The following is a 24,784-nucleotide window of genomic DNA, read 5'->3' on the forward strand; positions in this document are numbered from 1 at the left end:
CCTTCGAGACGCCCGCTTTGGGCGGGCTCCTCAGGATGAGGGCGGAGTGCGCGGCAGCAGTTTCAACGAGCACTGACGCTGATTAGCCTCATCCTGAGGAGGCGCGTCAGCGCCGTCTCGAAGGACGAGGCGTGCGCGCAGGCCGACGTCACAAGTCATATGCGATAGCCCTGCCCTCCAGGGGAGGGTTTCCAAATTCCGCAGCAAATCGTTTAGAAATTGGGACAATAGTCCCCGGATCGTTCCAAGGGAGGCCGGTCATGGCCGAGATCAAGAAGCCCATCGACTACTCGCCGAGCTGGACCTTCTTCGAGGGCAACTGGCACGACGGCAATGTGCCGATCATGGGCCCGCGCACGCATGCGGCCTGGCTCGGGTCCGTCGTGTTCGACGGCGCCCGCGCATTCGAGGGTGTTGCGCCCGATCTCGACCGACACGTCGCTCGCGCCAATCAATCCGCGATCAATTTCGGCCTGAAGCCGGTGGTCGATACCGAAACCTGGCTGACGCTCGCGAACGAAGGCATCGCACGCTTTGCCGTGAATGCCGAGCTCTATATCCGTCCGATGTACTGGGCGCAGAATGGAAGCGGCGGCGGCGTGCTGTTCGACCCCGAGACCACCAATTGGTGCCTGTGCATCTACGAAGCGCCGATGCCTAAACCCGTCGGCAACGCCATCACCCTGTCGCCGTTCCGCAGGCCGACGGCCGAATGCGCGCCGGTCGAAGCCAAGGCCGCCTGCCTCTACCCGAACAATTCGCGCGCGCTCGCGGAAGCTGCTTCGCGCGGCTTCCAGAACGCGCTGATGCTCGACATGCTCGGCAACGTCGCCGAGTTCGGCAATTCCAACGTGTTCATGGCCAAGGACGGCGTGGTCTCCACGCCGGTGCCGAACGGCACCTTCCTCAACGGCATCACGCGCCAGCGCGTCATCAGCCTGCTTCGCGCCGACGGCGTCACTGTGGTCGAGAAGACGCTGCGCTACGCCGATTTCCTGGCCGCCGACGAGATCTTTTCGACGGGCAATTTCGCCAAGGTCGCGCCCGTGATCCGCATCGACGAGCGCGAGCTGAAGCCGGGCCCGTTCTATGCCAAGGCGCGAAAGCTCTACTGGGACTTTGCGCATGCCGTGAAGATGGCGGCATAGGAGCCAGTCCCTCCGTCATTGCGAGCCAAGGGGTCCGCGCGAAGCGCGGCCCGATGACAGGCTCCGCGAAGCAATCCAGGGTCTTTCCGCGGCGGCAGTCTGGATTGCGTCGCTGCGCTCGCAATGACGAGTTTGTGGATCGTGCGGGCGCCGCTCACGAGCCGCGCCGCCGAAACCGGCTGAACTGAAACGCCTGCGTCGAATTCCACGGCGTGTGGTGCGTCTCGCTCCGCGACTCGAGCAGCTCGAACTCTCGACCGAGCTCCGCCGCAAGGCTCGCGCTGTCATGGCGCTGCACCGGCAAGCCGCTGCATTTCTCGGGACCGTCGGGTGCAAACGTCGCAATGATGACGTGGCCGCCAGGCTTGACCGCCGACCGCAGGCGCTCCACGTAAGCCGCCCTGTCGCGCGGTTCAGTCAGGAAGTGAAACGCCGCACGATCGTGCCAGACATCGTAGGTCCTGGCAGGACGCCATGTCGTGGCATCGGCAACGATCCAGTCAACCGTCGAAGCGGCCTGACCGATGCGCTTCTTCGCCGTCTCGAGCGCATTGGCAGAAAGATCCAGGACGGCAACGTCGCGATATCCGTCCTGCAACAGCGCATCGACCAGCCGCGATGCGCCGCCGCCGATATCGATGATGGCCGTGTCACGATCGGAGCCGGCTGCGCGAATCATCGCAAGCGAGATCGCGGGGCTATCTTGATACCAGCTGACCTCGGCCTCGCCCTTGGTGGCGTAGACATGGTCCCAATGGGTGCTTCGGTCAGACATGGCTCGCCCTCCCGCGTACAGGGGCCGGCGCAAATGAAAGACTATTCGTCCTTCTTCGACATCCGCTCGAGGCGCTCCTGCATTTCCTTCATCTGCTGGCGCAGCTCGTCGATGTTGCTGTCCTTCGGCGCCTCGGCATTCGCATCGGGCTCCGGCTCGGGAGTGGCGGCCGGGCGGGGCGCAGCGAACGGCTTGAACATCGAGAAGGTCTGCTGGAACAGCTCCATGTTGCGGCGGACTTGCTCCTCCAACGGAGCAAAAGGAGTGCCGGACAGCGTATTGGCGATTTGCTTGCGGAACTTCTCCTGCTCCTGGGTCAGGGTCGCGATCGACTGCTCCAGATATTTCGGCACCACCATCTGCATGCTGTCGCCATAGAAGCGGATCAGCTGGCGAAGGAAGGTGGTCGGCAGCAGGTTCTGGCCGGCCTTGTTCTCCTGCTCGAAGATGATCTGGGCGAGCACGGAGCGGGTGATGTCGTCGCCAGTCTTGGCGTCATAGACCAGGAAATCTTCGCCGTCCTTGACCATGGCGGCGAGGTCTTCCAGCGTCACATAGGTGCTCGTTCCGGTGTTATAGAGCCGGCGGTTCGCGTATTTCTTGATGGTGGTGGGTTGGTCTGATTTCGCCATGGGCTCTCACTTGCAAACGCGGAGAACGGGAACCTGTCGGCAATGCCGCAGGGCGGGAAGAGTACGCAACGCAACAAAATAAGCATTTTCAAAGGGCTCACGCTACCGTTTTGTGCGGCACGGTTAATTGCAGAGCAAGATCCTGCTTGCGAAAACGCCAAGAACGCTATTTTGAATGCGCTGCGGCATGAATTCGGTGCCCAGCCGATTGACATGCCTCAACGACGTTAACAGGATGGCTGACGAGACTGGCGATCGCTTTCCAGCCCCGCCTGCCCCCTTCACAAGAACCTCAAGCCCCAGGAGATGCCCATGTCAGACGATGTCGTCATCGTCAGCGCCGCCCGCACCCCGGTCGGAAGCTTCAACGGAGCGTTCGCGACCCTTCCCGCCCATGACCTCGGCGCCATTGCCATCAAGGCCGCGCTGGAGCGTGGTGGCATCGAGCCCGGCCGGGTCTCGGAAGTCATCATGGGTCAGATCCTGACCGCCGCCCAGGGCCAGAACCCGGCCCGCCAGGCCTCGATTGGCGCCGGCATCCCGGTGGAGAGCCCGGCCTGGGGCGTCAACCAGCTTTGCGGCTCGGGCCTGCGCACTGTCGCACTCGGCTACCAGGCGCTGCTCAACGGCGATTCGGAGATCGTGGTCGCCGGCGGCCAGGAATCCATGAGCATGGCCCCGCACGCCCAGCATCTGCGCGGCGGCGTGAAGATGGGCGGCCTCGAGCTGGTCGACACCATGATCAAGGACGGCCTGTGGGATGCCTTCAACGGCTACCACATGGGCAACACCGCCGAGAACGTGGCGCGCCAGTGGCAGATCACCCGCGCCCAGCAGGACGAGTTCGCGGTCGCCTCGCAGCAGAAGGCCGAGGCGGCGCAGAAGGCCGGCAAGTTCAACGACGAGATCGTCCCCGTCACCATCAAGACCCGCAAGGGTGACGTCGTCGTCAGCGCCGACGAATATCCGCGCCATGGCGCAACGCTCGACGCGATGGCCAAGCTCAAGCCCGCCTTCGAGAAGGACGGCACGGTGACCGCGGGCTCGGCCTCCGGCATCAATGACGGCGCTGCCGCCGTGGTGCTGATGACCGCCAAGCAGGCCGCCAAGGAAGGCAAGAAGCCGCTCGCGCGCATCGTCTCCTGGGCTCAGGCCGGCGTCGATCCGAAGATCATGGGCTCGGGCCCGATCCCGGCCTCGCGCGCCGCGCTGAAGAAGGCCGGCTGGAGCGTCGGCGATCTCGATTTGATCGAGGCCAACGAAGCCTTCGCGGCACAGGCCTGCGCCGTCAACAAGGACCTCGGCTGGGACACCACCAAGGTCAACGTCAACGGCGGTGCGATCGCGATCGGTCATCCGGTCGGCGCGTCCGGCGCACGCGTGCTGGTGACGCTGCTGCACGAAATGCAGAAGCGCGATTCGAAGAAGGGCCTGGCCACGCTGTGCATCGGCGGCGGCATGGGTATCGCCATGTGTGTGGCGCGCGACTGATCTTACACGCAGCTGACGCGTGCGCCGCACACGTCAGCGCGTGCGTTGCACGCGACTAAAAAGGCAGCGGTTGCAAATCAAATATTCTTCGCAGGCACGCAAGCCTCGACTAAAGAGAAACGCCCGGCTCGATGCCGGGCGTTTTGTTCTTGATGTCCGTCAAACCAACCGCATAATCCGTAGCTAAAACGATCACCTCAGAAACGTCCGAAGAGTCCAAGGAAGAGTCCAAGGGAAGGAATACGACATGGCACGTGTTGCACTGGTGACGGGTGGTACGCGGGGCATCGGAGCCGCGATCAGCAAGGCGCTGAAGGCGGCCGGCTACAAGGTCGCGGCAAGCTATGCCGGCAACGATGCGGCGGCGGAGAAGTTCAAGGCCGAGACCGGCATCGCCGTCTACAAATGGGACGTCAGCAATTTCGACGCCTGCGCCGAAGGCGTGAAGAAGGTCGAGGCCGAGATCGGCTCGGTCGACGTGCTGGTCAACAATGCCGGCATCACCAGGGACGGCGCCTTCCACAAGATGAGCCTCGAGCAATGGAATGCCGTGATCGGCACCAATCTCGGCTCGCTGTTCAACATGTCGCGCCAGGTGATCGAAGGCATGCGGGGGCGCAAGTTCGGCCGCATCATCAACATTTCCTCGATCAACGGCCAGAAGGGACAGTTCGGACAAGTCAACTACTCCGCAGCGAAAGCCGGCGAGATCGGGTTCACCAAGGCCCTGGCGCTGGAGAATGCCAAGGGCGGCGTCACCGTGAACGCGATCTGCCCCGGCTATATCAACACCGAGATGGTGCAGGCAGTGCCGAAGGACGTGCTGGAGAAGGCGATCCTGCCGCTGATTCCGATCGGCCGCCTCGGCGAGCCCGAAGAGATCGCGCGCGCCGTCGTGTTCCTCGCCGCGGATGAAGCCGGTGCCATCACCGGCTCGACGCTGTCGGTTAACGGCGGCCAGTACATGGTGTGATGCGATCGCATCACGTGCGATCATATAGGTGACTTCGTCATGCCCGGGCTTGTCCCGGGCATCTCGCTATGCACTGTCATTCCGGGGCGCCGCCATAGCGGCGAACCCGGAATCTCGAGATTCCGGGTCTGGCGCTGCCGCGCCATCCCGGAATGACGAGGTTCCGATTTCCATGACTCCCCGCACTGCCACGCTGATCGGCTTGACCGCGATCCTGATGTGGTCGCTGCTGTCAGTGATGACGGTGGCGACCGGAAAGATCCCGGCGTTTCAGCTCGCTGCGATGACGTTTGCGATCGGCGGTGTCGTCGGCCTGCTCACCTGGATCGGCCGTGGCGAGGCGGCGAAAAGCCTGCGGCAGCCGCTCGTCGTCTGGGTCGTCGGCGTCGGCGGCCTGTTCGGCTATCACGCGCTGTATTTTCTCGCGTTGCGCTTCGCTCCGCCGGCGGAAGCCGGCCTCTTGAATTACCTGTGGCCGCTCTTGATCGTGCTGTTCTCGTCATTCCTGCCTGGCGAGCGGCTGGCCGCGCATCACATCATCGGCGCCGTGCTCGGCCTCGTCGGCACCGTGCTGCTGTTCGCCGGCAACACCTCCGGCTTCGCCCCGGGGGCTGTGCCGGGGTTGATCGCAGCCTTCATCGCGGCGTTCGTCTGGGCGACCTATTCGGTGCTGTCGCGCCGCTTGAAAGCGGTGCCGACGGATGCGGTCGCGGGCTTCTGTCTTGCTACATCAGTGCTCGCCGCCTTGATGCATGGTCTGCTTGAAGCCACGGTCTGGCCGGAGTCGGGCTTGCAATGGCTCTCGGTGATCGCGCTTGGCATCGGCCCGGTCGGCGCCGCCTTCTACGCCTGGGACATCGGCATGAAGCGCGGCGACATTCGTGTGCTCGGTGCCGCCTCCTACGCGACGCCGCTGCTGTCGACGGGATTCCTCATCGCTGCCGGTTTCGCCAAGGCCAGCGCCAATATCGCGGTTGCCGCGATCCTCATTGCCGGGGGCGGCCTGATCGCGGCCAAGGACATGGTGCTGCGGAAGCGATGATTGGAGCGGAGCTACGGCTCCCAGCCGGGCGGCGCGAGCTCGAAGCCCGCGAACTCGAATGCGGGCGCCACGGTGCAGCCGACCAGCGTCCACTCGCCCGTGGTTTCCGCCATCTGCCAAGCCAGCGCAGGTACGATCGCCTGCGGCCGCTCGCCGCTGACCAGGTCGGTGCCGAGCCGCACCTCGTGCTGCGAGCAGCCGTCATGGGCGATGCGCAGCCTCAAGGGGCTGCCGGCGTAATAGTGCCATGTCTCCACCGCATCGACGCGATGCCAGTGCGAGCGCTCGCCGCGTGCCAGCAGAAAGTAGATCAGGGTCGAGCGCGAGCGCCCGTTGGCGTCGGTGGCCTGATCGCGAAACGTCTCCCGATAATGGCCGCCTTCCGGATGCGGGCGGAGTTCGAGGCGTGCGATGATCTCGGCTGCGGTCGGCATCGATCCTCGTCGGGATGTGTTCTTCAGGACTTGTTCTTGCGCTCACGCAGCTCGCCGAACACCGCAGCGGGATCCGCGCCCTTCATGTGCAGCTTGGCCGCGACCGCCGGCTCGTCGGCGCGCAGGAACACGTTGGCGCGCTTCTCCTCGCCGAGCAGCGAGGGAATGGTCGGCTTGTTCTCGGCGCGGAGCTTCGTCACCTCCGCGGCGCGCGCCTGGAGCGCCGCATTGTCCGGCTCGATGGTGAGCGCGAACTTGACGTTGGACGCCGTGTATTCGTGGCCGCAATAGAGCTTGAAGTCGTCGGGCAAGGCGCGCAGCTTCAGCAGTGAATCCCACATCATCGGATAGGTGCCCTCGAACACGCGGCCGCAGCCGATCGAGAACAGCGTATCGGCGGCGAACACCGTCTTCTCATTGTCGAACACGTAGGAGATGTGGTCGAGCGTATGGCCGGGCGTCTCGACGACACGCGCCAGCAGATTGCCGATCTTGACCACGTCGGCATTGGCGACGCGCAAATCGACATTTGCGATCTTAGTCGTCTTGTCGTGCGGCGCGACGACGCGGCAATTGTATTTCTGCTTGAGCTCGGCGACCCCGCCGACATGATCGCCATGATGATGGGTGATCAGGATGTCGGTGAGCCGCCAGCCCTCGCGCTCCAGGGCCTTGAGGATGGGGCCGGCCTCCGGCGCGTCGATCGAGGCCGTTGCTTTGGTTTCCACATCGTGGATCAGATAACCGAAATTGTCGTTTAAACAGGTGAAAGTACGAATTTCGGCGGCCATGTCATCTCCATCGCGCTCAGCCCCGCCAGACAAATATGGCGTTAACGTTGCGCAGGCAATGCAATATTCCGGGCGCAGCGGCGCCCTCGCGCATGTTACATTGCCGTCATGAGCATCGACGTCGTCGACCTCCGCGAGTTCTATTCCCGCCGCCTCGGCATCGTGGCGCGGCAAATGATCAATCGCGGCATCAGAGAGCGCTGGCCCAACGCCGAGGGCCAGCGCGTGCTCGGCATCGGCTATCCCACACCCTATCTGGGGTTGTTCCGCGAGGACGCCGAACGCTGCCTCGCCTTCATGCCGGCGGCCCAGGGTGTCCTGAAATGGCCGACGGGACGGCCCGCGCTGGCCTCGCTGGTGGACGAATTCTCCCTGCCGCTTCCCGAGGCTGCGGTGGACCGCATTCTCCTGGTGCACGCGGTGGAGATGTCGGACGATCCGGCCGCGCTGCTGCGCGAGGTGTGGCGCGTGCTGTCGCCGTCCGGGCGCGTCATCGCGGTGATTCCGAACCGGCGCGGGGTCTGGACCCGCACCGACAGCACGCCGTTCGGTCACGGCCGGCCCTATTCGCGCTCGCAGATCACCGAGCTGTTCCGCCAGACCTGGTTCACGCCGACCGCCTGGGGCGAGGCGCTGTTCATGCCGCCCTATGCCGGCGGCTGGGTGTTGAAATCGGCGCAGATGTGGGAGCGTGCCGGCGCCGCGCTGTCGCTGCCCTTTGCCGGCGTCCACATCGTGGAGGCGACCAAGCAGGTCTACCGCGCGATCCCCGCCAAGCGCGAGCGGGCGCGGCTGATTCCCTCGCTCGCCAAGCCCGTGCTGGTGCCGTCCTCGACGACGGTGACGCGCGGCTAGCTTCACCTCTCCCTCCGGGAGAGGTGATCCGTGCTCTGCGGCTCTCACCGCTTCAACCAACGTACATCCTCAAAAACAAATCGTCCCGGCGAGGCCGGGACGATCAATTCAGAAAGTCAGAAAAGCTTACTCGCCCGAGGCGACTTCGTCGCTGGAAGCGGCTGGAGCGGCTTCACGCTCCGGGCGCGGGCCATGCGGCCGGCGCCGCCGGCGCGGATAGCGCTCGCCGCCACCGCCACCCTCGAAGCCGCCCTGACCGCCGTTCACTTGCGGCTGTGCGCCGGTGATGAAGGAGGGCAGGCGGTCGACGCCGCCGGCATCGGCGATGACGGGCTGCGGCTGGTTGGCGGGTTGCGGCTGCGGCTGATATTCCGGCTGCGGACGGTGATCGCGTTCGCGGTGCTCGCGCGGCTGCTGGTTCTCGCGCTGATAGGGCTGCTGATTGTCGCGCGGCTGGCGATCACGCTGGTGATGATCGCGCTGGCCGTCGCGGTCGCGCATGAAGGGCTGCGACTGGGGCTGCGGGACGAAGCCGGGCTCCTGGCCGAAGGCCGAGAAATTCTCGCCGTCGTCGTCGCCGTCGTCGCTGGCAATGGGCTCATCGCCGCGCGGCTGCTGGTTTTGACGGAACTGCTCCTGAGCCGCCGCGATCAGGCGGAAATAATGCTCGGCATGCTGGTAGTAGTTCTCCGCTGCCACGGGATCGCCGGAGGAGCGCGCGTCGCGCGCAAGCTGGAGATACTTTTCGGCGATGTGCGAAGCGGTGCCGCGAATCTTGATGTCGGGTCCGTTGGACTCGTAGACCCGGGTCATCGGGTTCTGGCCGCGCCGGTTGTTGTTGTTATTGTTGTTGCGGTTGCGCATCCGCTGCTTGTTTTGACCGTTTCTCATGTCCTGCCTTTAATTCCAGCCCTAAAGGTTGCACGCATTACTGATTGCTAGGAGTGACCTGGTGACAGCGGCTCACATCTCTCGCGCGCACCGCACGCAAGAGCGGTCCAACCCTGCCGATGTTCGTCGACCCCGATGTTCGTCGACCGTCGCGTTCAACAAAGACGCGTTCCCCACCCGCCAGCATTCATCGCCAGCGAACCCATTCATTCCGCCTGCCGAAACAAGCCCAGCTTTCTTGCGTAAGTCTTCAGGCGCAATATCAGGCTTTCGTTCACGTTGCGGTCGGAGAGCAGCGCAGCTCCACTGGCCATCGCGCTCAACAGGACCTGCGGCTTGGAACCTTTAAATCAGTAAAGCTCTCGCCCGAGAGCCCGGCTTTCACCCGTAGGTCTACGGGGCCGGCACCGATGTGTTGACCGGAACGTAGTCGTTCCCACGGGATATTCCAAGAGCTTTTTGCAGGCCAATCCGGCTTTTATGGGGGCATTTTTCGGGCCGAAACGGCCCTCGGAATGCCCGCCAGGTCGGCCTTGGGTGGCCTGTCCAATGATAACGCGACGGCCCTCATCAAGGTTTCAATATTTTGGGCCTGACCCTGTCCGGCCTCGACGACCAGGGCGCCGCCGGGGGTGAGGCGCTCGTTCGCCTGCGGGATCAGGGCCCGATAGGCGTCATATCCGTCGTTGCCGCCGTCGAGCGCCAAATGCGGGTCGTGCTCGCGCACCTCGATGCTCAATCTCGGAATTTCAGCCGAGGGAATATAGGGCGGGTTCGAGACGATGAGGTCGAACGGGCCACGGAGCGCCGCGGCGTAGGAGCAGGCGACGAAGGCGGCGCGGTCGGCGAGGCCGAGCGCGGTGGCGTTGCCCCTGGCGGTTCTGAGCGCGTTCTGGCTGAGATCGGTGCCGACGCCGAACGCATCCGGGATTTCGTGCAGCAGCGCGAGCAGGATCGCGCCCGAGCCGGTGCCGATGTCGGCGATGCGCGGCGGGTGAGAGGCCCGCCGCTCGCGAAGAATTTCGAGCGCAAGCTCGACCACGGTCTCGGTATCGGGGCGCGGTACCAGGGTTGCTTCGGACAGACGGAACGGCAGGCCCCAGAATTCGCGCGTCCCGAGAATGCGTGCCACCGGCTCGCCGGCGATGCGGCGCTGTGCATGTTGCGCGAGCCGCGATGCTTCGGCCGCGGTGAGGGGACGGGCCGCCTGTGCAATCAGGCCGGTGAGGTCGAGGCCGAGTGCCGCACTGATCAGGAGGCGTGCGTCGAGCTCGGCTTCGTCGAGCCCTGCCGATCTCAGTTGCGCAGCCAGCGCGCGCCGCGCGCTCTCGATGGATTGCCCGGTGAAGAGGTTGCTCACGCCTCAGGCCGCCGCGCCTTGCGCAGCGAGCTGTGCGGCCTGGTGCTCCGTCGTCAGTGCGTCGATCAATTCGCCGAGCGCTTCACCCGCGATCACCTGGGGCAGCTTGTAGAGCGTGAGGTTGATGCGATGATCGGTGACACGCCCTTGCGGAAAATTGTAGGTGCGGATGCGCTCGGAGCGGTCGCCGGAGCCGACCTTCTCCTTGCGCTCGGCCGAGCGCGCCGCCTCGACGCGTTGCCGCTCGGCGTCATAGATGCGCGAGCGCAGGATGTTCATGGCAGAGGCGCGATTCTTGTGCTGCGAGCGGCTGTCCTGCATCATCACCACGATGCCGGTCGGGATGTGGGTGATCCGGATCGCCGATTCGGTCTTGTTGACGTGCTGGCCACCGGCGCCCCCTGCGCGCATGGTCTCGATGCGCAGGTCGTCGTTCTTGATGTCGACGTCGACGTCCTCGACCTCGGGCAGCACGGCGACCGTCGCCGCCGAGGTGTGGATGCGTCCCTGCGTCTCGGTGTCGGGCACGCGCTGCACGCGGTGCACGCCGGATTCGAATTTCAGCTTGGAGAACGCACCGCGCCCCTGGATCTCGGCGATGATTTCCTTGTAGCCGCCGACGGTGCCTTCGCTGGCCGAGATCACCTCGACCTTCCAGCCCTGCAAGCTGGCGAAGCGCTCGTACATCCGGAACAGGTCGCCGGCGAACAGCGAGGCTTCGTCGCCGCCGGTGCCGGCGCGGATTTCCAGCATGACGTTGCGATCGTCCATCGCGTCCTTGGGCAAGAGCGCGACGCGGATCTTCTGGACCAGTTCCTCGATTTTCGGCGCGAGCTCGTCGCGCTCGGCTTCCGCCATGCCGCGCATTTCGGCGTCGGTCGTGGGATCGGCGATCAGCGCCTCGGTGTCGGCGAGCTCCTTGACCGCTGAGCGATAGGCCTTCACCGCTTCGATCAGTGGCGTGAGCTCGGCGAGCTCGCGCGTGATCTGCACGTAGCGCTCGGAGGCGAGCTGTCCGAGCGATTCGGCCTCGAGCGAGGCGTGATGCGCGAGCAGGACGTCCAGTTTGGCTTCGGGGAGTGACGACATCGGTTCAGTCTCAAAGGGCGGAAGGAGGCGAGGGCGGCGGCAAAGCGGGCGACAGGCCGCTACAACGCAAGGCCCTCGGCCTCGGCAAATTCCGTCAGCTTCTGCCGGATCGAGACGCTGCCCGCTGGTGCATCCAGCAGAGGGCCCAGCATCGCTTCGGCCTTCTTGGCGTCGAGGTCGAGCACCATCGCCTTGACAGGGCCGAGCGCGGTAGCCGAGAGCGAGAGCGAGCGGTAGCCCAGTGCGATCAGCGCCAGCGCGCCGATCGGCTTCGAGGCCATCTCGCCGCAGAGCGAGAGCGATTTCTGCGCCGCGTGTGCCTTGCGTGCGATGTCGCGCAGCGCGCGCAGGATCGGCGCCGACAGGGTGTCGAAGCGCTCGGAGACCTTGGCGTTGCCGCGGTCGACCGCGAACAGGAACTGGAACAGGTCGTTGGAGCCGACCGAGATGAAATCGACCTTCTTCAGCAGCTCGTCGAGCTGGTAGAGCAGGGCCGGCACCTCGACCATGGTGCCGATGTCGATTCGTTCAGGCAGCGTGTGGCCGTGCTGGCGCAGATAGGTCAGCTCGCGCTCGACCAGTGCCTTGGCCGAGTCGAATTCGGCGACCTCCGAGATCATCGGGAACATGATGCGCAGCGCGCGGCCGCCGCCGGCGCGCAGCAGCGCGCGGATCTGGCCGCGCAACAGGCCGGGACGGTCGAGCCCGAGCCGGATCGCGCGCCAGCCGAGTGCGGGATTTTCCTCGATCACCGCTTCCATATAGGGCAGCGCCTTGTCGCCGCCGATATCGAGCGTGCGGAACGTGACGGGCTTGCTGCCGGCGGCATCGAGCACGGTGCGATAGAGCGCGAGCTGGTCGCTGGTGCGCGGCAGGCTCTGACCGACCATGAATTGCAGCTCGGTGCGGAACAGGCCGATGCCGGCGCTGCCGGTGTCCTCGATATGCGGCAGGTCGATCGCAAGACCTGCGTTGATCATCAGCTCGACCTTCTGGCCGTCCCTGGTGACGCAGGGCCGGTCGCGCAGCGCCAGATACTGCGCCTGGCGGCGTGCCCGGAAACGCACGCGCTCGGCGAAGGCGGCCTCGATCTCCTGCGAGGGCCGCACATAGATCGAGCCCGAGGTGCCGTCGACGATGATGGCATCGCCGGGATCGGCGATGCCGGGCGCATTCGGCACCTCGCCGACCGCAGGGATGCCCAGCGCCCGCGCCACGATCGAGACGTGCGAATTGGTGGTGCCTTCCTCCAGCACGATGCCGCGCAGGCGCTTGCGGTCGTAGTCGAGCAGCGCCGCCGGACCCATCGCGCGGGCGATGACGATCGCGTTGTCGGGCAATTGTTCGCGCGAGGGTGCGTGATCCTGGCCGACCAGCTGCCGCATCAGGCGGTAGCCCAGGTCTTCCAGATCGTGCAGCCGGTCGCGCAAATACGGGTCGGTCGAGCGCAGCATGCGCGCGCGGGTGTCGGACTGCACGCGCTCGACCGCGGCTTCCGCGGTCAGGCCGGTGGCGACCGCCTCGTGCAGCTTGTGCGACCAGCCCTGGTCGTTGGCGAACATGCGGTAGGCTTCCAGCACATCGCGATGCTCGCCGCCTTCGGCGACGTCGCCGCGCTCCAGCATGCGGTCGAGATCGGCACGCAGCTTGGCGAGCGCGGTATCGAGCCGCTTGATTTCCTTCGGCAGGTCCTCGGCGATGTAGTCCTTGATGACGACGCGCGGCTCGTGCAGCACGACATGGCCGAGCGCGATGCCCTCCGACAGGATGGCGCCGACTTTCTGCGCCGAATGGCGCGCCGCCGGTTCCTGGCCCGGCTGGGCCAGCGCGGACAATTCACCCGAGGCGATCAGCTCGGCCAGCACCATCGCGGTGGTCTGGAGCGCCTCGAGCTCCTCCTCGACATAATTGCGCTTGGCGCGGTTCTGCACCACCAGCACGCCGAGCGTGTTGCCGGCGCGCAGGATCGGCACGCCGAGGAAGGAGTGGTAGATTTCTTCGCCGGTCTCGGGCCGGAACGAGAAGGCCGGGTGGCTCTGCGCATCGCTCAAATTGAGCGGCGTCGCCTCGCTGGCGACGAGGCCGACCAGGCCCTCATGGGCGCTGAGCACGGTGTGGTGCACCGCCTCGCGGTTGAGACCTTCGGTGGCGTAGAGCTCGAGCGTGTTGTCGATGCGCAGCACGTAGACCGAGCACACCTCGGCCACCATGTTGGCGGCGATCAGCACCACGATCTTGTCCAGCCGCTCCTGGGCTGAGACCTGCTCCGCCATGGTCTCGCGGAGCCGTCTCAACAAGACGCGGGGACCTCCCGACGCGCTCCGCATGAACCGTCAATCTCCTCCGTCGGCCGGGCCCGGCGGTATCGGCCGGCGGCTGGACCAAAATTCCAGAAAAACAATCAAATTGCTTGTCCGGCGCAGGCACAAGCCCAAAATCCACGGGAGATTTAGCGCTCGTACCGAATCAGCGCCGCCTGAACTGGGACACAGTCTGCGGCAGCCCACCCTGTCCGCCGTATAGCGAATTGAGGCTTGTTTTGCCAAGCAAAACGCCTGCCAAACGCGAAGGTGTGTATACCTTCGCGTTTGCTGCGACCGCTAAGAGAAAATTAGCCCAGGCATGGTCCGGAAAAGTGCGAAGCGGTTCCGGAAAGACCATGCTCAACCGCCAATCTGAAGCGCGACGAGGGTCCGCTTTAAGCTTGGTCGAGACCGTAGAGCGTGTGCAAGGTGCGCACCGCAAGCTCGGTATAGGCGGTATCGATCAAGACCGAGAATTTGATCTCGGAGGTTGTAATGGCCCGGATGTTGATGTTCCGTCGGGCGAGCGCGGAGAATGCCTGGGCGGCGACGCCGGCATGGCTGCGCATGCCGCTGCCGATCACCGAGATCTTGGCGACGTCGGTGGCGGTATCGAGCCGCGCATAGCCGATCTTGGCCTTGGCGGCGGTAATCGTATCCTTGGCGCGGGTGAAGTCCGCGGCCGGCACGGTGAAGGTGAGGTCGGTGGTCTTGCCGTCCTCGGAAACATTCTGCACGATCATGTCGACATTGATGTTGGCATCAGCCAGCGGGCCGAAGATCGAGGCCGCAACGCCGGGCTTGTCCTCGATCTGGCGCACCGAGATCTGAGCCTCGTCCTTGGAGAAGGCGATACCGGTGACGACGTGGCTTTCCATGATCTCCTCCTCGCTGCAGATCAGCGTGCCGGGCGGCTGGTTGGCATGCGGGTCGATATCCTCGGGCTTGTCGAAGCTCGAGCGGACGAAGATCGGCATGTTGTGGACCATGCCGAGTTCCACCGAGCGGACCTGGAGCACTTTGGCGCCCTGCGAGGCCAGTTCCAGCATGTCCTCGAACGCGATCTTGTCGAGCCTCTTGGCCTTCGGCACGATTCGCGGGTCGGTGGTGTAGACGCCGTCGACGTCGGTGTAGATGTCGCAGCGGTCGGCCTTGACGGCGGCGGCGATCGCCACGGCCGAGGTGTCGGAGCCGCCGCGGCCGAGCGTGGTGATGCGATGGGTCTCGGGGTTGATGCCCTGGAAGCCGGCGATGACCGCGACCTCCTTGCGTTCCTTGAAGCGCTTGATGATCTCGGCGCCGTCGATGTCCTCGATCCGGGCCGAGGCATGGGCGTCGCTGGTCTTGATCGGGATTTGCCAGCCCTGCCAGGAGCGGGCCTGGATGCCCATGCCCTGCAGCACGATGGCAAGAAGGCCGGATGTCACCTGTTCGCCCGAGGCGACCACGGCGTCATATTCGCGCGCGTCGTGCATCGGCGAGGCCTCGGTGCACCAGGCCACCAGCTCGTTGGTCTTGCCGGCCATCGCCGAGACGACCACGGCCACTTCGTGACCGGCATCGACCTCACGCTTCACATGGCGTGCGACGTTGCGGATCCGTTCGATGGTGGCGACGGACGTGCCGCCGAATTTCATCACGAGGCGGCTCATGACGACGCGTGCATTCCCTCATAAGGATCAGTATGGTGACCCGCACTGGACGGGTGCCTGGCGGACACCGACCGCGCGTATACAGAGCGGCGGGGCCGGGGGCAAGCGGGTTCCTGCGGGGGCCGGGCGGGGGTAGTGGGTTAACCGAGGCATGGCGCGTTACATCGACGAGATCCTGCAGCCCGGCGAGCGGGTGCTGTATTCGACCAATGCGCACTGGATCTTCTATTTTCCGGCCATCGTGGCCTGGATCGTGGCGCTGGCCCTGCTCATCCTGTCGCGGCAGGCGACCGTCGACTGGCTCGTTCTGCTTTGTCTCGGCGCCGCAGCTCTCGCGGCGCTGGCGGCCCTGTATTGGAGCGTGAAGGGCTGGTTCCATCGCTTCACCACCGAGACCGACGTCACCAACCTCAGGGTCGTGCACAAGACCGGCTTCATCAAGCGCCGAACCTTCGAGATGGCGCTGGACAAGGTCGAGAGCGTCGACGTCGACCAGACCATTCTTGGACGTATTCTCAACTACGGCGACGTGACGATTCGCGGCGTCGGCGAGGGGATCGAGACGATCAAGACCATCGCCTCGCCGCTCGCCTTCCGTAGTTCGATCACCACGCGGTAGGACCGCGCCCAACCATGAGCATGCAGCAAAATACTTCCCTCATCGCCCAGCCGGGCTCGACCGTCGACGCCGCCGAGATCGCCAAATTCTCAAAACTCTCGGCGGAGTGGTGGGACCCGAAGGGCAAGATGGCGCCGCTGCACCGGATCAACCCGCTGCGGCTCGGCTATATCCGCGATGCCGCCTGCCGCAAGTTCGAGCGCAACGTGCGCAGCCTCAACTGCCTCGCCGGCCTGCGCGTGCTCGACATCGGCTGCGGGGCCGGCCTGCTCTGCGAGCCGCTGTCGCGCCTCGGAGCGCAGGTCATCGGCATCGATCCCTCCGCGAGCAACATCGCCGCGGCGAAGCTGCATGCCGACAAGAGCCATCTGGCGATCGACTATCGTTGCACCACGGTTGAGGAGATCGACCCGCGCGAGCGCTTCGACATCGTGCTGGCGATGGAAGTGGTCGAGCACGTCACCGACGTCGGCATGTTCCTGAAGCGCTGCGCCGCGATGCTGAAGCCGAATGGCCTGATGGTGGTCTCGACGCTGAACCGCAACTGGAAGAGTTTTGCGCTCGCCATCGTCGGCGCCGAATATGTCCTGCGCTGGCTGCCGCGCGGCACGCATGAGTGGAACAAGTTCGTCACGCCGGACGAACTGACGAAATACCTGCTCGACAGCCGTCTCGTCATCACCGAGCAGACCGGCGTCGTCTACTCGCCCTTCGCCGACAAATGGTCTCTGTCGTCCGACATGGACGTGAACTACATGGTGGTCGCGGAAGCGATGGTGTGAGGCTATCGGTTGGCGCGAGCATCGCTCCTATGACGTGGGCGTGATTGACCTGCTTGAGCGCAAGCGGCAGGTTGACTGTCATCTTCCTCGCGCCCTCCATCCCATGCTCACCATCGCCAGCCTCTGGATTCCCTTCACCATCATCGCCGCGCTCGGACAGGTCGCGCGCAATGCGATGCAGCGGTCGTTGACCAAACCGCTGGGGACCTGGGGCGCGACCAACATCCGCTTTCTGTTCGGCTTTCCGTTCTCGCTGCTATTCTTGGGGCTGGTGCTGCTCGCGACCGGCGATCGTCTGAGCGCGCCGCCGACCGTGTTCTGGCCGTGGCTGCTGTTGGGCGCGCTCAGCCAGATCGTCGCCACCGGCCTGATGCTGCTCGCGATGAACGACCGTTCCTTTGTCGTGACGACGGCCTACCTGAAGACCGAGGCGATCCAGACCGCGATCTTCGGCTTCGTCTTCCTCGGCGATCACCTGACCTGGCTGAAGGTGCTGGCGATCGTGATTGCCACCATCGGCGTCGTCATCACCGCGCTCCGCCCCGGCGGCGAGAAGAGCTTTGCCGAGCTGAAGCCGACCATCACCGGCCTCGTTGCCGCGGCGGCCTTTGCGCTCTCCGCGGTCGGCTTTCGCGGCGCAATCATCAATGTGCCGAATGTCTCCTTCGTGACCGCGGCGTCAATCACGCTGGTGCTCGGCCTGTTCGTGCAGACGCTGGTGCTGACGATCTATCTGCTCTGGCGCGCTCCAAAGGTGCTGCAGGCGATCCTCGACCTGTGGAAGCCCTCGATGCTGGCGGGCTTCACGGGCGCCCTCGCCTCGCAATTCTGGTTCCTGGCGTTCGCGCTGACGGCCGCCGCCAATGTCCGAACGCTCGCTTTGGTCGAGGTGCTGTTCGCGCAGGCCGTCGCCTACTATTCGTTCAAGCAGCCGATCGCGCCGCGCGAGATTGGTGGCATTGCGCTGATCGTGATCGGCGTTGGGGTGCTGGTGGGAGTCTAGCCGTCATTCCGAGGCGATGCGCAGCATCGAACTCTGGTGCACAGTTGCGCACCAGAGAATCTCGAGATCCCCCGATCCGCAATTGCGCATCTGAGGTCTGGTCCTTCGGACCATCCCGGGATGACGCGCTCCGCGCCTCAGTTCCGGTCTTCCGGCAGGGTCGGCAGCGGCGACACCTCGATGCCTTCCTCGATCAGCGATTTCGCCTCTTCGGGCGATGCCTCGCCGTAGATCGGGCGGTGCTCCTTGTCGCCGTAATGCATGGCGCGGGCTTCGTTCGCAAAGCGCTCGCCGACATTGTCGGCGTTCTTGACGATGTGGTCACGCAGCTCCTTGAGCTTGGCGCGCAGCTCGCGCTCCTGTGCCATCAGCAGCGAGGTCGGCCCTGACGGCGCAGCCTCCGGCGTGGTCGCAGCCACGGGCTCCGGCGGCGGCGTGGCGCGCCCGCGCCCCTTCTTGCCGACGATGCGCGGCGCCATGATCGCCTTATCGACCTTGGCGGAGCCGCAGATCGGGCAGGTCACGAGCTTCCGCCTCACCTGCGAATCGTAGGCCGACGAGCTCTGGAACCAGCTCTCGAAGTCATGGTCGCGGTCGCAGCGTAGTGCGTAGCGGATCATGCCGATCCCCGCACGAGGTGCAAATGGTCCGGCCCCGCCTTGGGATCGGAGACGCCGAAGCGGCGGCCGTGCTGGAGTGAGGGAATCGCCCGGCGCGCGGTCTCGACCTTGGCCGGATCGATCTTGGCCATGATGATGCCGGGCTCGACATCGCCCTCGGCGAGGATCTCGCCCCAGGGGTCGATGATCAGGGAGTGACCATAGGTCTCGCGCTTGTTCTCGTGCAGGCCTGCCTGCGCCGCGGCAAAGATGAAGCAGCCGGTCTCGATCGCCCGCGCACGCAGCAGCACGTGCCAATGCGCTTCGCCGGTCTTGCGGGTGAAGGCCGACGGCACGGTGATGAAATAGGCGCCGCTTTCGGCCAGCGCGCGGTACAGCGCAGGGAAGCGCACGTCGTAGCAGATCGTCAAGCCGACGCGGCCCCACGGCAGATCCGAGATTACCGCGGTTTCGCCCGGCTGGTAATTGGCGGATTCGCGGTAGCTCTCGCCGTCCGGCAGCTCGATATCGAACATGTGGATCTTGTCGTAGCTCGCGAGCACATTGCCCTCGGGCCCGATCAGGAAGGAGCGGTTGACCGCCTTCTCCGGCGAGAAGCGCAGCGCCAGCGAGCCGACATGGAGGTGAATCTTCAGCTCCGCCGCGAGCGCCCGGTAGGCCTTCAGCGAGGTATCGTCCTCTTCGCTCTGGAGATGCTCGAACAGTGCCTTGCGGTTCAGCTGCATCATGTTGCTGACTTCGGGCGTCTGCACGTAATCGGCGCCATTGGCAGCCGCCTGCCGGATCAGCTTCGTGGCTTGCTCGAGGCTCGACCCGGGCATGAGGCCGGTGCGCATCTGCACCATGGCGGCCATGAACGTGCGGTTCTCGCTCATGACGTGGCCTTCACGCTTTCGAGCATGCCATCGAGCTTGCCTTCGCGATCGAGCGCATAGAGGTCGTCACAGCCGCCGACATGGGTGCCGCCGATCCAGATCTGCGGGAAGGTCGAACCCTCGCCGGCGCGCCCGTACATTTCCTGGCGCCAGGACGGGTTCTTGGCGACATCGAATTCGGTGAATGTCGCCTTCTTGCGGGTCAGCAGGGACCTCGCGGCGGAACAATAGCCGCAGCCCGGCCTAGTGTAGATCTCGACAGCAGCAGTCATCTCGTCTGGCGCTCTCATGTCATGAATTCGTTGAATTATATGGGACGGGGGCCGCTCTCGACAACCCGGGCGAAGACCAGCACGTCGACCTGGGTCGCCTTGGCGCGGAGCAGGGCTCGCGCGCAGGCATCGAGCGTCGCCCCTGACGTCAGGACATCGTCGATCAGGACAACGCGGCGGCCCTGGACCTCAGCCCGACGGTCGGGAGATACCTGGAATGCGCCCTGCACATTGGTGGCGCGCTGGGCCCGCGACAGGCCGATCTGCTGCTCCGTGGCACGCACCCGCCGCAGCACGTCGCCTCGTACCTTGACCCCGCTCTGCCGCTCGATCACACGGGCGAGCGCTCCGGACTGGTTGTAGCGGCGGCGCCAGGCCCGCCGCCAATGCAGGGGCACGGGCACCAGCATGTCGGCGCCGGTCAGCAATTCGTGGCCGGCGCGCGCCATCCAGCGGCCCATGGCAGGCGCCAGATCGGTACGGTCCTGGTACTTCAGCGCATGCACCAGCGAGCGCGCGACGTCGTCATAGCGCACCGCTGCGCGGGCCCGCTGATAGGCCGGCGGGCTCGCGATCGCCTCCATCGACAGCATGTCGGGGCCGGGGTCATAAACGAAAGGAATGCCGAGCCGCGGGCAATAGGGCCGTTCGATGAACGACAGCCGGGCCCAGCACGAGGCGCAAACGCCCTCGCCGTCGACCGGCTCGTGGCAGGATACGCACCGTGTCGGCAGCGCGATGTCGAGCGCCAGCCGCGCCGCCCGCGCCAGCACATGGCGGCTGGCGCTCCATGCGGCCCGCAGCGGTGAGACGATGGAACGGATGGGGGCGGCGTCGGCTTCCATGTGGCGAGGCTAGCGCTGCACGCGGCGGATTGCCAGAACCGTGGAGATCGGCGTAACCAGCGACATGGCCCAACACCCTCAAACCCCGCCCGCTTTGTTCGATCGTGGCTTGCTGCACGCGCGGCAGCGGCGTGCGCAGGCGCAAGGTGCCGTGAGCTTCCTGCTCGACCGTGTCGCCGAGGACATGTCAGACCGGTTGGCGGCGGTGATGCGGGAGTTTCATGCCCCGGTCGATCTCTGGACGCCTGGGAAGGGGCTCGAGGCGTTGCGCACGCGGCTTCCCTCGATCGAACACATTGCGCTCGACGCGGCCGGCGCGGAGAAGCTGCCTTTCGCCCCCGAAAGCCTAGACCTTGTCGTCTCGGCGCTGGCGCTGCAATTCGTCAACGATCTTCCCGGCGTGCTGGCGCAGGTTCGTCGGGCGCTGAAGCCGGACGGGCTCCTGCTCGCCGCGATGATCGGCGGCGATAGCCTCACCGAGCTGCGGCAGGCCTTCGCGGCGGCGGAAGCTGAATGCGAGGGCGGCGTGTCGCCGCGTGTCGCACCGTTTTCGGACCTCCGCGATATCGGCGCGCTGCTGCAGCGGGCGGGCTTTGCCTTGCCGGTGACCGACGTCGATCGTGTCGTGGTGCGCTACGGCAATGCGTTCGCTTTGATGCAGGATCTCCGCCGCATGGGCGCGGCCAATGTGTTGATCGAACGCCGCCGCACACCGAGCCGGCGCGCGACGCTACTGCGCATGGCGGAAATCTATGCCGAGCGCTTTGCCGATGCCGACGGCCGCATCCGCGCGACGTTCGACATCGTCTGGCTGTCGGGCTGGGCCCCGCATGCCAGCCAGCAGCAGCCGCTCAAGCCGGGGTCGGCGAAAGCGAGCCTGGCGGAGGCGGTGAAGAAGGCGGGGAAGGAGTAGGCCCGCTGTCATTCCGGGGCGCGCTATCGCGCGCCCCGGAATGACGATGCAAGGGCATCGTCACATCAACAAATCGATCAGATGCGGGATCAGCGGAATGTCCGCGGGCGGCATCGGATAGTCGCGCAGCTTGTTGGCGCGGACCCAGGCAAGGTTCTGGCCTTCGCGTGCGGTGACCATTCCCTCCCAACGCCGGCAGATGTAGAGCGGCATCAGGAGATGGAAGGTCTCATAAGCGTAGCTCGCGAAGGTCAGCGGCGCGAGACAAGGCTCGGCGACCGTGATGCCGAGCTCCTCGTGGAGCTCGCGGATCAGGCTCTGCTCCGGCCGTTCGCCCGGCTCGAGCTTGCCGCCAGGGAATTCCCAGAGGCCGGCCAGCGCCTTGCCCTCGGGGCGCTGCGCGATCAGGACGCGCTTGTCGGCATCGACAAGCGCGCAGGCCACCACCAGTGTCAGTTTGAGATCGGCCATGCGTGACTGTCGCTCGCTGAGATCGTCCGCAACGGTTTGTTAACCTCGTCGCGGTCCATGTTTCCAACGTCCCCATAAGTCATATTTAATCCGCAGTTCCTAGAGTGGGAGCTCCTTAAACCACTCCAGGCCAACCCATGCGCGCTGCGCTTTCGGTTCTCTTCCGCCGGTTCGTCCACGACCGGCGCGGCAATATCGCGGTGATTTTCGCTCTCGCCTGCGTTCCCCTGATCAGCGCGGTCGGCTGCGCCATCGATTATTCGCGCGCGACGCTGACCCGGGCCAAGCTTCAGGCTGCCGCCGATGCCGCCAGCGTCGGCTCGATCGCCAAGGCCTCGCCGGCCTTCAAGGCCGCCGGCACCATGACTGGGGACGGCTCGATTTCGGTCGGGGTCACGGACGCCCAGAACATCTTCGATGCCAATCGCGCCAATCTGACCGGCTACACGCTGACCGGCCTCACGCCGACGGTGGTCAAGTCCGGCTCGACCGTCACCGCAACGGTTTCGTTCACCGCAACCATGAACACCATGTTTCTCGGCGTGATCGGCAAGTCTGCGCTGGCCATGAGCGGGACGTCGAAGGCGACGGCGAGCATACCGCTCTATATCGACTTCTATCTGCTGCTGGACAATTCGCCCTCGATGGGCGTCGGTGCGACCCCGGCCGACGTGCAGACGATGGTCAACAACACGTCGGACAAGTGCGCTTTCGCCTGTCACGATCTCAAGGACAAGAACAACTATTACGAACTTGCCAAGAAGCTTGGCGTAACGACGCGGATCGACGTGCTTCGGAGCGCGACGGCGTCGCTGATGGAGACGGCGAGCCTGACTGAAACCTATTCAAACCAGTTCCGAATGGCGATCTACGATTTCGGCGGCTCCGCAAGCACGCTCGGCCTGCGCAGCCTGTTTTCGTTGTCGGCCTCTCTGTCCAGCGCCAAGACGGCGGCCGGCAAGATCGACCTGATGTCGGTGAACGGGCAGAACGAGAATAGCGATCAGGACACGGCATTCACCGCGATAATTCCTGCGATCGACAAGGAGATTAGTTCACCCGGAGGCGGCACGTCGTCCAGCCCGCTCAAATATCTGTTCTTCGTGTCTGACGGCGTCGCCGACGAGAGCAACACCGCATGCCTGAAACCGCTCTCGGGCACCACGCGTTGCCAGTCGCCGCTCAATCCTGCGCTTTGCAAGAAGATAACGGATCGGGGCGTCAAGATCGCCGTGCTGTACACGACGTATCTCGCATTGCCCACCAACGCCTGGTACATGAAATGGATCGATCCGTTCAATAAAGGTCCGTATGGACCTTCGCCGAACAGCGAGATCGCAAAGAACATGCAGAGCTGCGCTTCGCCCGGGCTGTATTTCGAGGTGAGTCCGACGCAAGGCATCGCGGACGCCATGAACGCGCTGTTCAGGAAGGCGGTCGCCGACGCAAGGATTTCGGGGTGAGGTCGATCAACGCGCACGCGATGTTTTTCCGTCACCCTGAGGCGGCCGCTTCTTCAGCGGCCCTCGAAGGGCGACGGCCCGGCTCTTTCCGCGAGGCGGCAGTGTGGCCGTACATCCTTCGAGGCTCCCCGCACGGCACGTTGCGCCGCGCGGCTCGCACCTCAGGATGACGGACAGAGACTTGATTTCTACGACCTGTAATCCCCGTTGATCGCCACATATTCCTTGGTGAGGTCGCAGGTCATGACGCGGTCGCGGCCCTTGCCGAGGCCGAGCGAGACCCGAATCGCGATCTCCGGCGCCTTCATCGCCTCCGAGACCTGGGCTTCGTCATAGGACGGATCGCGCGCGCCGCTCCTGGCGACGCGGATGCCGTTGAAGGAGATCGAGAGCTTGTCGCGATCGGCTGGCTCGCCGGCCTTGCCGACGGCCATCACCACGCGGCCCCAATTGGCGTCCTCGCCGGCGATCGCGGTCTTCACCAGCGGCGAGTTCGCGATCGACATCGCGATCTTGCGCGCCGAGGCCTTGGTCTTGGCGCCCTCGACCGTGATCTCGACCAGCTTGCGCGCGCCTTCGCCGTCGCGGGCGACCTGTTCGGCGAGATTGGCGAGCACCTGATTGAACGCCTTGACGAAGGCCTTCAGGCGCGGGTCGCTGGCGCGGCTGATCTTCGGCGCGCCGTGCTCGGCGGCGGCCCCGGTCGCAAACGCCAGCAACGTGTCGGAGGTCGAGGTGTCGCCGTCGATCGTCACGGCGTTGAACGTGTCGTCGACGCCGCTTTTGAGCAGCGCCTGCAGCGCGGCGGGCGCGATCGGCGCATCGGTGAAGATGAAGGACAGCATGGTCGCCATGTCGGGTGCGATCATCCCGGCGCCCTTGGCCATGCCGTTGATGGTGACCTTGGCCTTGCCGAGCTTGACGGTCGCGGTCGCGACCTTCGGGAAGGTGTCGGTGGTCATGATCGCCTTGGCCGCAGCGAGGTAATCGCCGGGCGCAGCGGTCTCGGCGAGGCGGCCGAGCACGCCGTCGAACTTGGTGGCGTCCAGCGGCTCGCCGATCACCCCGGTCGAGGCCAGGAAGATCTCGCTCTCGCTGCAGCCGACCGCCTTGGCCGCGATCTTCGCGGTCAGCGCGGTGGAGGCGCGGCCGGTCTTGCCGGTGAAGGCGTTGGCATTGCCGGAATTGACGACGAGCGCGCGCGCCTTGCCGCCCTTCAGCTTGGCGCGACACCATTCCACGGGGGCCGAGGGGCACTTCGACTTGGTGAAGACGCCGGCGACCGCAGTGCCCTTGTCCATCACCGCCAGCAGCACGTCGGTGCGGTTCTTGTAGCGGATGCCGGCTTCGGCCGTCGCAAGACGGACGCCCGCGATCACGGGCATATCGGGGACGGTTTTGGGGGCGAGGGGAGAGACGGAGGAGGACATCGCGGGCGCCTTGGTAGGGTCTGGACATGCAGATGGCCGGGGGAGCCCCGGCCAT

General features: G+C 65.2%; 25 protein-coding genes. 10 read left to right on the top strand and 15 right to left on the bottom strand.

The features are described from left to right. The first annotated feature begins 260 nt into the window (after window positions 1-260). Window positions 261-1,148 carry a branched-chain amino acid aminotransferase gene (locus tag N2604_RS03185; RefSeq protein ID WP_260373754.1) on the top strand — a complete coding sequence of 296 codons (888 nt, stop codon included), beginning with the start codon at window positions 261-263 and terminating at the stop codon, window positions 1,146-1,148. A gap of 154 nt (window positions 1,149-1,302) precedes the next feature. Here N2604_RS03185 and N2604_RS03190 read toward each other — a convergent pair whose 3' ends face one another. Both N2604_RS03190 and phaR read right to left on the bottom strand, forming a co-directional pair. After that, a complete protein-coding gene (locus tag N2604_RS03190) occupies window positions 1,303-1,923 on the bottom strand; it encodes a trans-aconitate 2-methyltransferase (protein ID WP_260373755.1) in 621 nt (206 codons plus the stop codon). A 41-nt stretch (window positions 1,924-1,964) separates the two neighbouring features. Next, window positions 1,965-2,555: a polyhydroxyalkanoate synthesis repressor PhaR gene (gene phaR / locus N2604_RS03195; protein ID WP_027577426.1), complete on the bottom strand. Its 591-nt coding sequence runs from the start codon at window positions 2,553-2,555 to the stop codon at window positions 1,965-1,967. Between the two features lie 312 nt (window positions 2,556-2,867). On the opposite strand from phaR, the gene N2604_RS03200 reads away from it, so the two are divergent. The 3 genes from N2604_RS03200 to N2604_RS03210 all read left to right on the top strand — a co-directional run bounded on the left by N2604_RS03200 (window position 2,868) and on the right by N2604_RS03210 (window position 6,061). Continuing rightward, complete coding sequence (locus tag N2604_RS03200; RefSeq protein WP_260373756.1) at window positions 2,868-4,046, top strand: acetyl-CoA C-acetyltransferase; 1,179 nt, start codon at window positions 2,868-2,870, stop codon at window positions 4,044-4,046. A gap of 247 nt (window positions 4,047-4,293) precedes the next feature. Beyond that, window positions 4,294-5,019, top strand: coding sequence for an acetoacetyl-CoA reductase (phbB, locus tag N2604_RS03205; RefSeq protein WP_260373757.1), 726 nt, complete (start codon window positions 4,294-4,296; stop codon window positions 5,017-5,019). Window positions 5,020-5,191: 172 nt separating this feature from the next. Further along, window positions 5,192-6,061 (top strand): DMT family transporter, encoded by an 870-nt coding sequence (locus N2604_RS03210; protein WP_260373758.1) that lies wholly within the window; start codon window positions 5,192-5,194, stop codon window positions 6,059-6,061. Between the two features lie 11 nt (window positions 6,062-6,072). Here the strand turns inward: N2604_RS03210 and N2604_RS03215 are convergent, their stop codons facing one another. After that, the gene (locus tag N2604_RS03215; RefSeq protein ID WP_260373759.1) at window positions 6,073-6,495 is read right to left on the bottom strand and encodes a cupin domain-containing protein; all 423 of its coding nucleotides are present in this window, start codon (window positions 6,493-6,495) and stop codon (window positions 6,073-6,075) included. A 23-nt stretch (window positions 6,496-6,518) separates the two neighbouring features. Next, window positions 6,519-7,286, bottom strand: a complete 768-nt coding sequence (gene gloB / locus N2604_RS03220; RefSeq protein ID WP_260373760.1) for a hydroxyacylglutathione hydrolase — start codon at window positions 7,284-7,286, stop codon at window positions 6,519-6,521. 108 nt (window positions 7,287-7,394) lie between these two features. Between gloB and N2604_RS03225 the strand changes: the two genes are divergently transcribed. Then, entirely contained in the window at window positions 7,395-8,141 is a 747-nt protein-coding gene (locus tag N2604_RS03225) for a class I SAM-dependent methyltransferase (RefSeq protein WP_260373761.1), read from the top strand. A 126-nt stretch (window positions 8,142-8,267) separates the two neighbouring features. Here N2604_RS03225 and N2604_RS03230 read toward each other — a convergent pair whose 3' ends face one another. The 5 genes from N2604_RS03230 to N2604_RS03250 form a co-directional block, all read right to left on the bottom strand. Continuing rightward, window positions 8,268-9,032 carry a DUF4167 domain-containing protein gene (locus N2604_RS03230; RefSeq protein WP_260373762.1) on the bottom strand — a complete coding sequence of 255 codons (765 nt, stop codon included), beginning with the start codon at window positions 9,030-9,032 and terminating at the stop codon, window positions 8,268-8,270. Between the two features lie 478 nt (window positions 9,033-9,510). Next, a complete protein-coding gene (gene prmC / locus N2604_RS03235; protein ID WP_260373763.1) occupies window positions 9,511-10,392 on the bottom strand; it encodes a peptide chain release factor N(5)-glutamine methyltransferase in 882 nt (293 codons plus the stop codon). A gap of 3 nt (window positions 10,393-10,395) precedes the next feature. Then, entirely contained in the window at window positions 10,396-11,481 is a 1,086-nt protein-coding gene (prfA, locus tag N2604_RS03240; protein WP_260373764.1) for a peptide chain release factor 1, read from the bottom strand. Between the two features lie 59 nt (window positions 11,482-11,540). Then, window positions 11,541-13,808 carry a phosphoenolpyruvate--protein phosphotransferase gene (gene ptsP / locus N2604_RS03245; protein WP_260373765.1) on the bottom strand — a complete coding sequence of 756 codons (2,268 nt, stop codon included), beginning with the start codon at window positions 13,806-13,808 and terminating at the stop codon, window positions 11,541-11,543. Window positions 13,809-14,179: 371 nt separating this feature from the next. Beyond that, complete coding sequence (locus N2604_RS03250; RefSeq protein ID WP_260373766.1) at window positions 14,180-15,436, bottom strand: aspartate kinase; 1,257 nt, start codon at window positions 15,434-15,436, stop codon at window positions 14,180-14,182. 151 nt (window positions 15,437-15,587) lie between these two features. Between N2604_RS03250 and N2604_RS03255 the strand changes: the two genes are divergently transcribed. The 3 genes from N2604_RS03255 (at window position 15,588) to N2604_RS03265 (ending at window position 17,840) form a co-directional block, all read left to right on the top strand. Beyond that, window positions 15,588-16,055, top strand: a complete 468-nt coding sequence (locus tag N2604_RS03255) for a PH domain-containing protein (RefSeq protein ID WP_260373767.1) — start codon at window positions 15,588-15,590, stop codon at window positions 16,053-16,055. 14 nt (window positions 16,056-16,069) lie between these two features. Then, a complete protein-coding gene (ubiG, locus tag N2604_RS03260; protein WP_260373768.1) occupies window positions 16,070-16,837 on the top strand; it encodes a bifunctional 2-polyprenyl-6-hydroxyphenol methylase/3-demethylubiquinol 3-O-methyltransferase UbiG in 768 nt (255 codons plus the stop codon). 103 nt (window positions 16,838-16,940) lie between these two features. Further along, window positions 16,941-17,840 carry an EamA family transporter gene (locus tag N2604_RS03265; protein WP_260376420.1) on the top strand — a complete coding sequence of 300 codons (900 nt, stop codon included), beginning with the start codon at window positions 16,941-16,943 and terminating at the stop codon, window positions 17,838-17,840. Between the two features lie 137 nt (window positions 17,841-17,977). Here the strand turns inward: N2604_RS03265 and N2604_RS03270 are convergent, their stop codons facing one another. The 4 genes from N2604_RS03270 to N2604_RS03285 are packed head-to-tail and all read right to left on the bottom strand — an operon-like array spanning window position 17,978 to window position 20,452. After that, the gene (locus N2604_RS03270) at window positions 17,978-18,460 is read right to left on the bottom strand and encodes a DUF1178 family protein (RefSeq protein ID WP_025032687.1); all 483 of its coding nucleotides are present in this window, start codon (window positions 18,458-18,460) and stop codon (window positions 17,978-17,980) included. Beyond that, the gene (locus tag N2604_RS03275; RefSeq protein ID WP_260373769.1) at window positions 18,457-19,335 is read right to left on the bottom strand and encodes a carbon-nitrogen hydrolase family protein; all 879 of its coding nucleotides are present in this window, start codon (window positions 19,333-19,335) and stop codon (window positions 18,457-18,459) included. The genes N2604_RS03270 and N2604_RS03275 overlap by 4 nt, the downstream gene beginning before the upstream one ends. After that, on the bottom strand, window positions 19,332-19,607 hold the full coding sequence (grxC, locus tag N2604_RS03280) for a glutaredoxin 3 (RefSeq protein WP_260376421.1): 276 nt from the start codon (window positions 19,605-19,607) through the stop codon (window positions 19,332-19,334). The genes N2604_RS03275 and grxC overlap by 4 nt, the downstream gene beginning before the upstream one ends. A gap of 35 nt (window positions 19,608-19,642) precedes the next feature. Further along, window positions 19,643-20,452 (bottom strand): ComF family protein, encoded by an 810-nt coding sequence (locus N2604_RS03285; RefSeq protein WP_260373770.1) that lies wholly within the window; start codon window positions 20,450-20,452, stop codon window positions 19,643-19,645. Window positions 20,453-20,516: 64 nt separating this feature from the next. Between N2604_RS03285 and N2604_RS03290 the strand changes: the two genes are divergently transcribed. Beyond that, window positions 20,517-21,365: a class I SAM-dependent methyltransferase gene (locus tag N2604_RS03290; RefSeq protein WP_260376422.1), complete on the top strand. Its 849-nt coding sequence runs from the start codon at window positions 20,517-20,519 to the stop codon at window positions 21,363-21,365. A 60-nt stretch (window positions 21,366-21,425) separates the two neighbouring features. Here the strand turns inward: N2604_RS03290 and N2604_RS03295 are convergent, their stop codons facing one another. Beyond that, window positions 21,426-21,836, bottom strand: coding sequence for a (deoxy)nucleoside triphosphate pyrophosphohydrolase (locus N2604_RS03295; protein WP_260373771.1), 411 nt, complete (start codon window positions 21,834-21,836; stop codon window positions 21,426-21,428). A gap of 137 nt (window positions 21,837-21,973) precedes the next feature. Between N2604_RS03295 and N2604_RS03300 the strand changes: the two genes are divergently transcribed. Then, window positions 21,974-23,299 (top strand): TadE/TadG family type IV pilus assembly protein, encoded by a 1,326-nt coding sequence (locus N2604_RS03300; protein WP_260373772.1) that lies wholly within the window; start codon window positions 21,974-21,976, stop codon window positions 23,297-23,299. Between the two features lie 188 nt (window positions 23,300-23,487). Here N2604_RS03300 and argJ read toward each other — a convergent pair whose 3' ends face one another. Then, window positions 23,488-24,729, bottom strand: a complete 1,242-nt coding sequence (gene argJ / locus N2604_RS03305; protein ID WP_260373773.1) for a bifunctional glutamate N-acetyltransferase/amino-acid acetyltransferase ArgJ — start codon at window positions 24,727-24,729, stop codon at window positions 23,488-23,490. Between the last annotated feature and the right edge of the window lie 55 nt (window positions 24,730-24,784).

Source organism: Bradyrhizobium sp. CB1015, assembly GCF_025200925.1.
Taxonomy (GTDB): Bacteria; Pseudomonadota; Alphaproteobacteria; order Rhizobiales; family Xanthobacteraceae; genus Bradyrhizobium.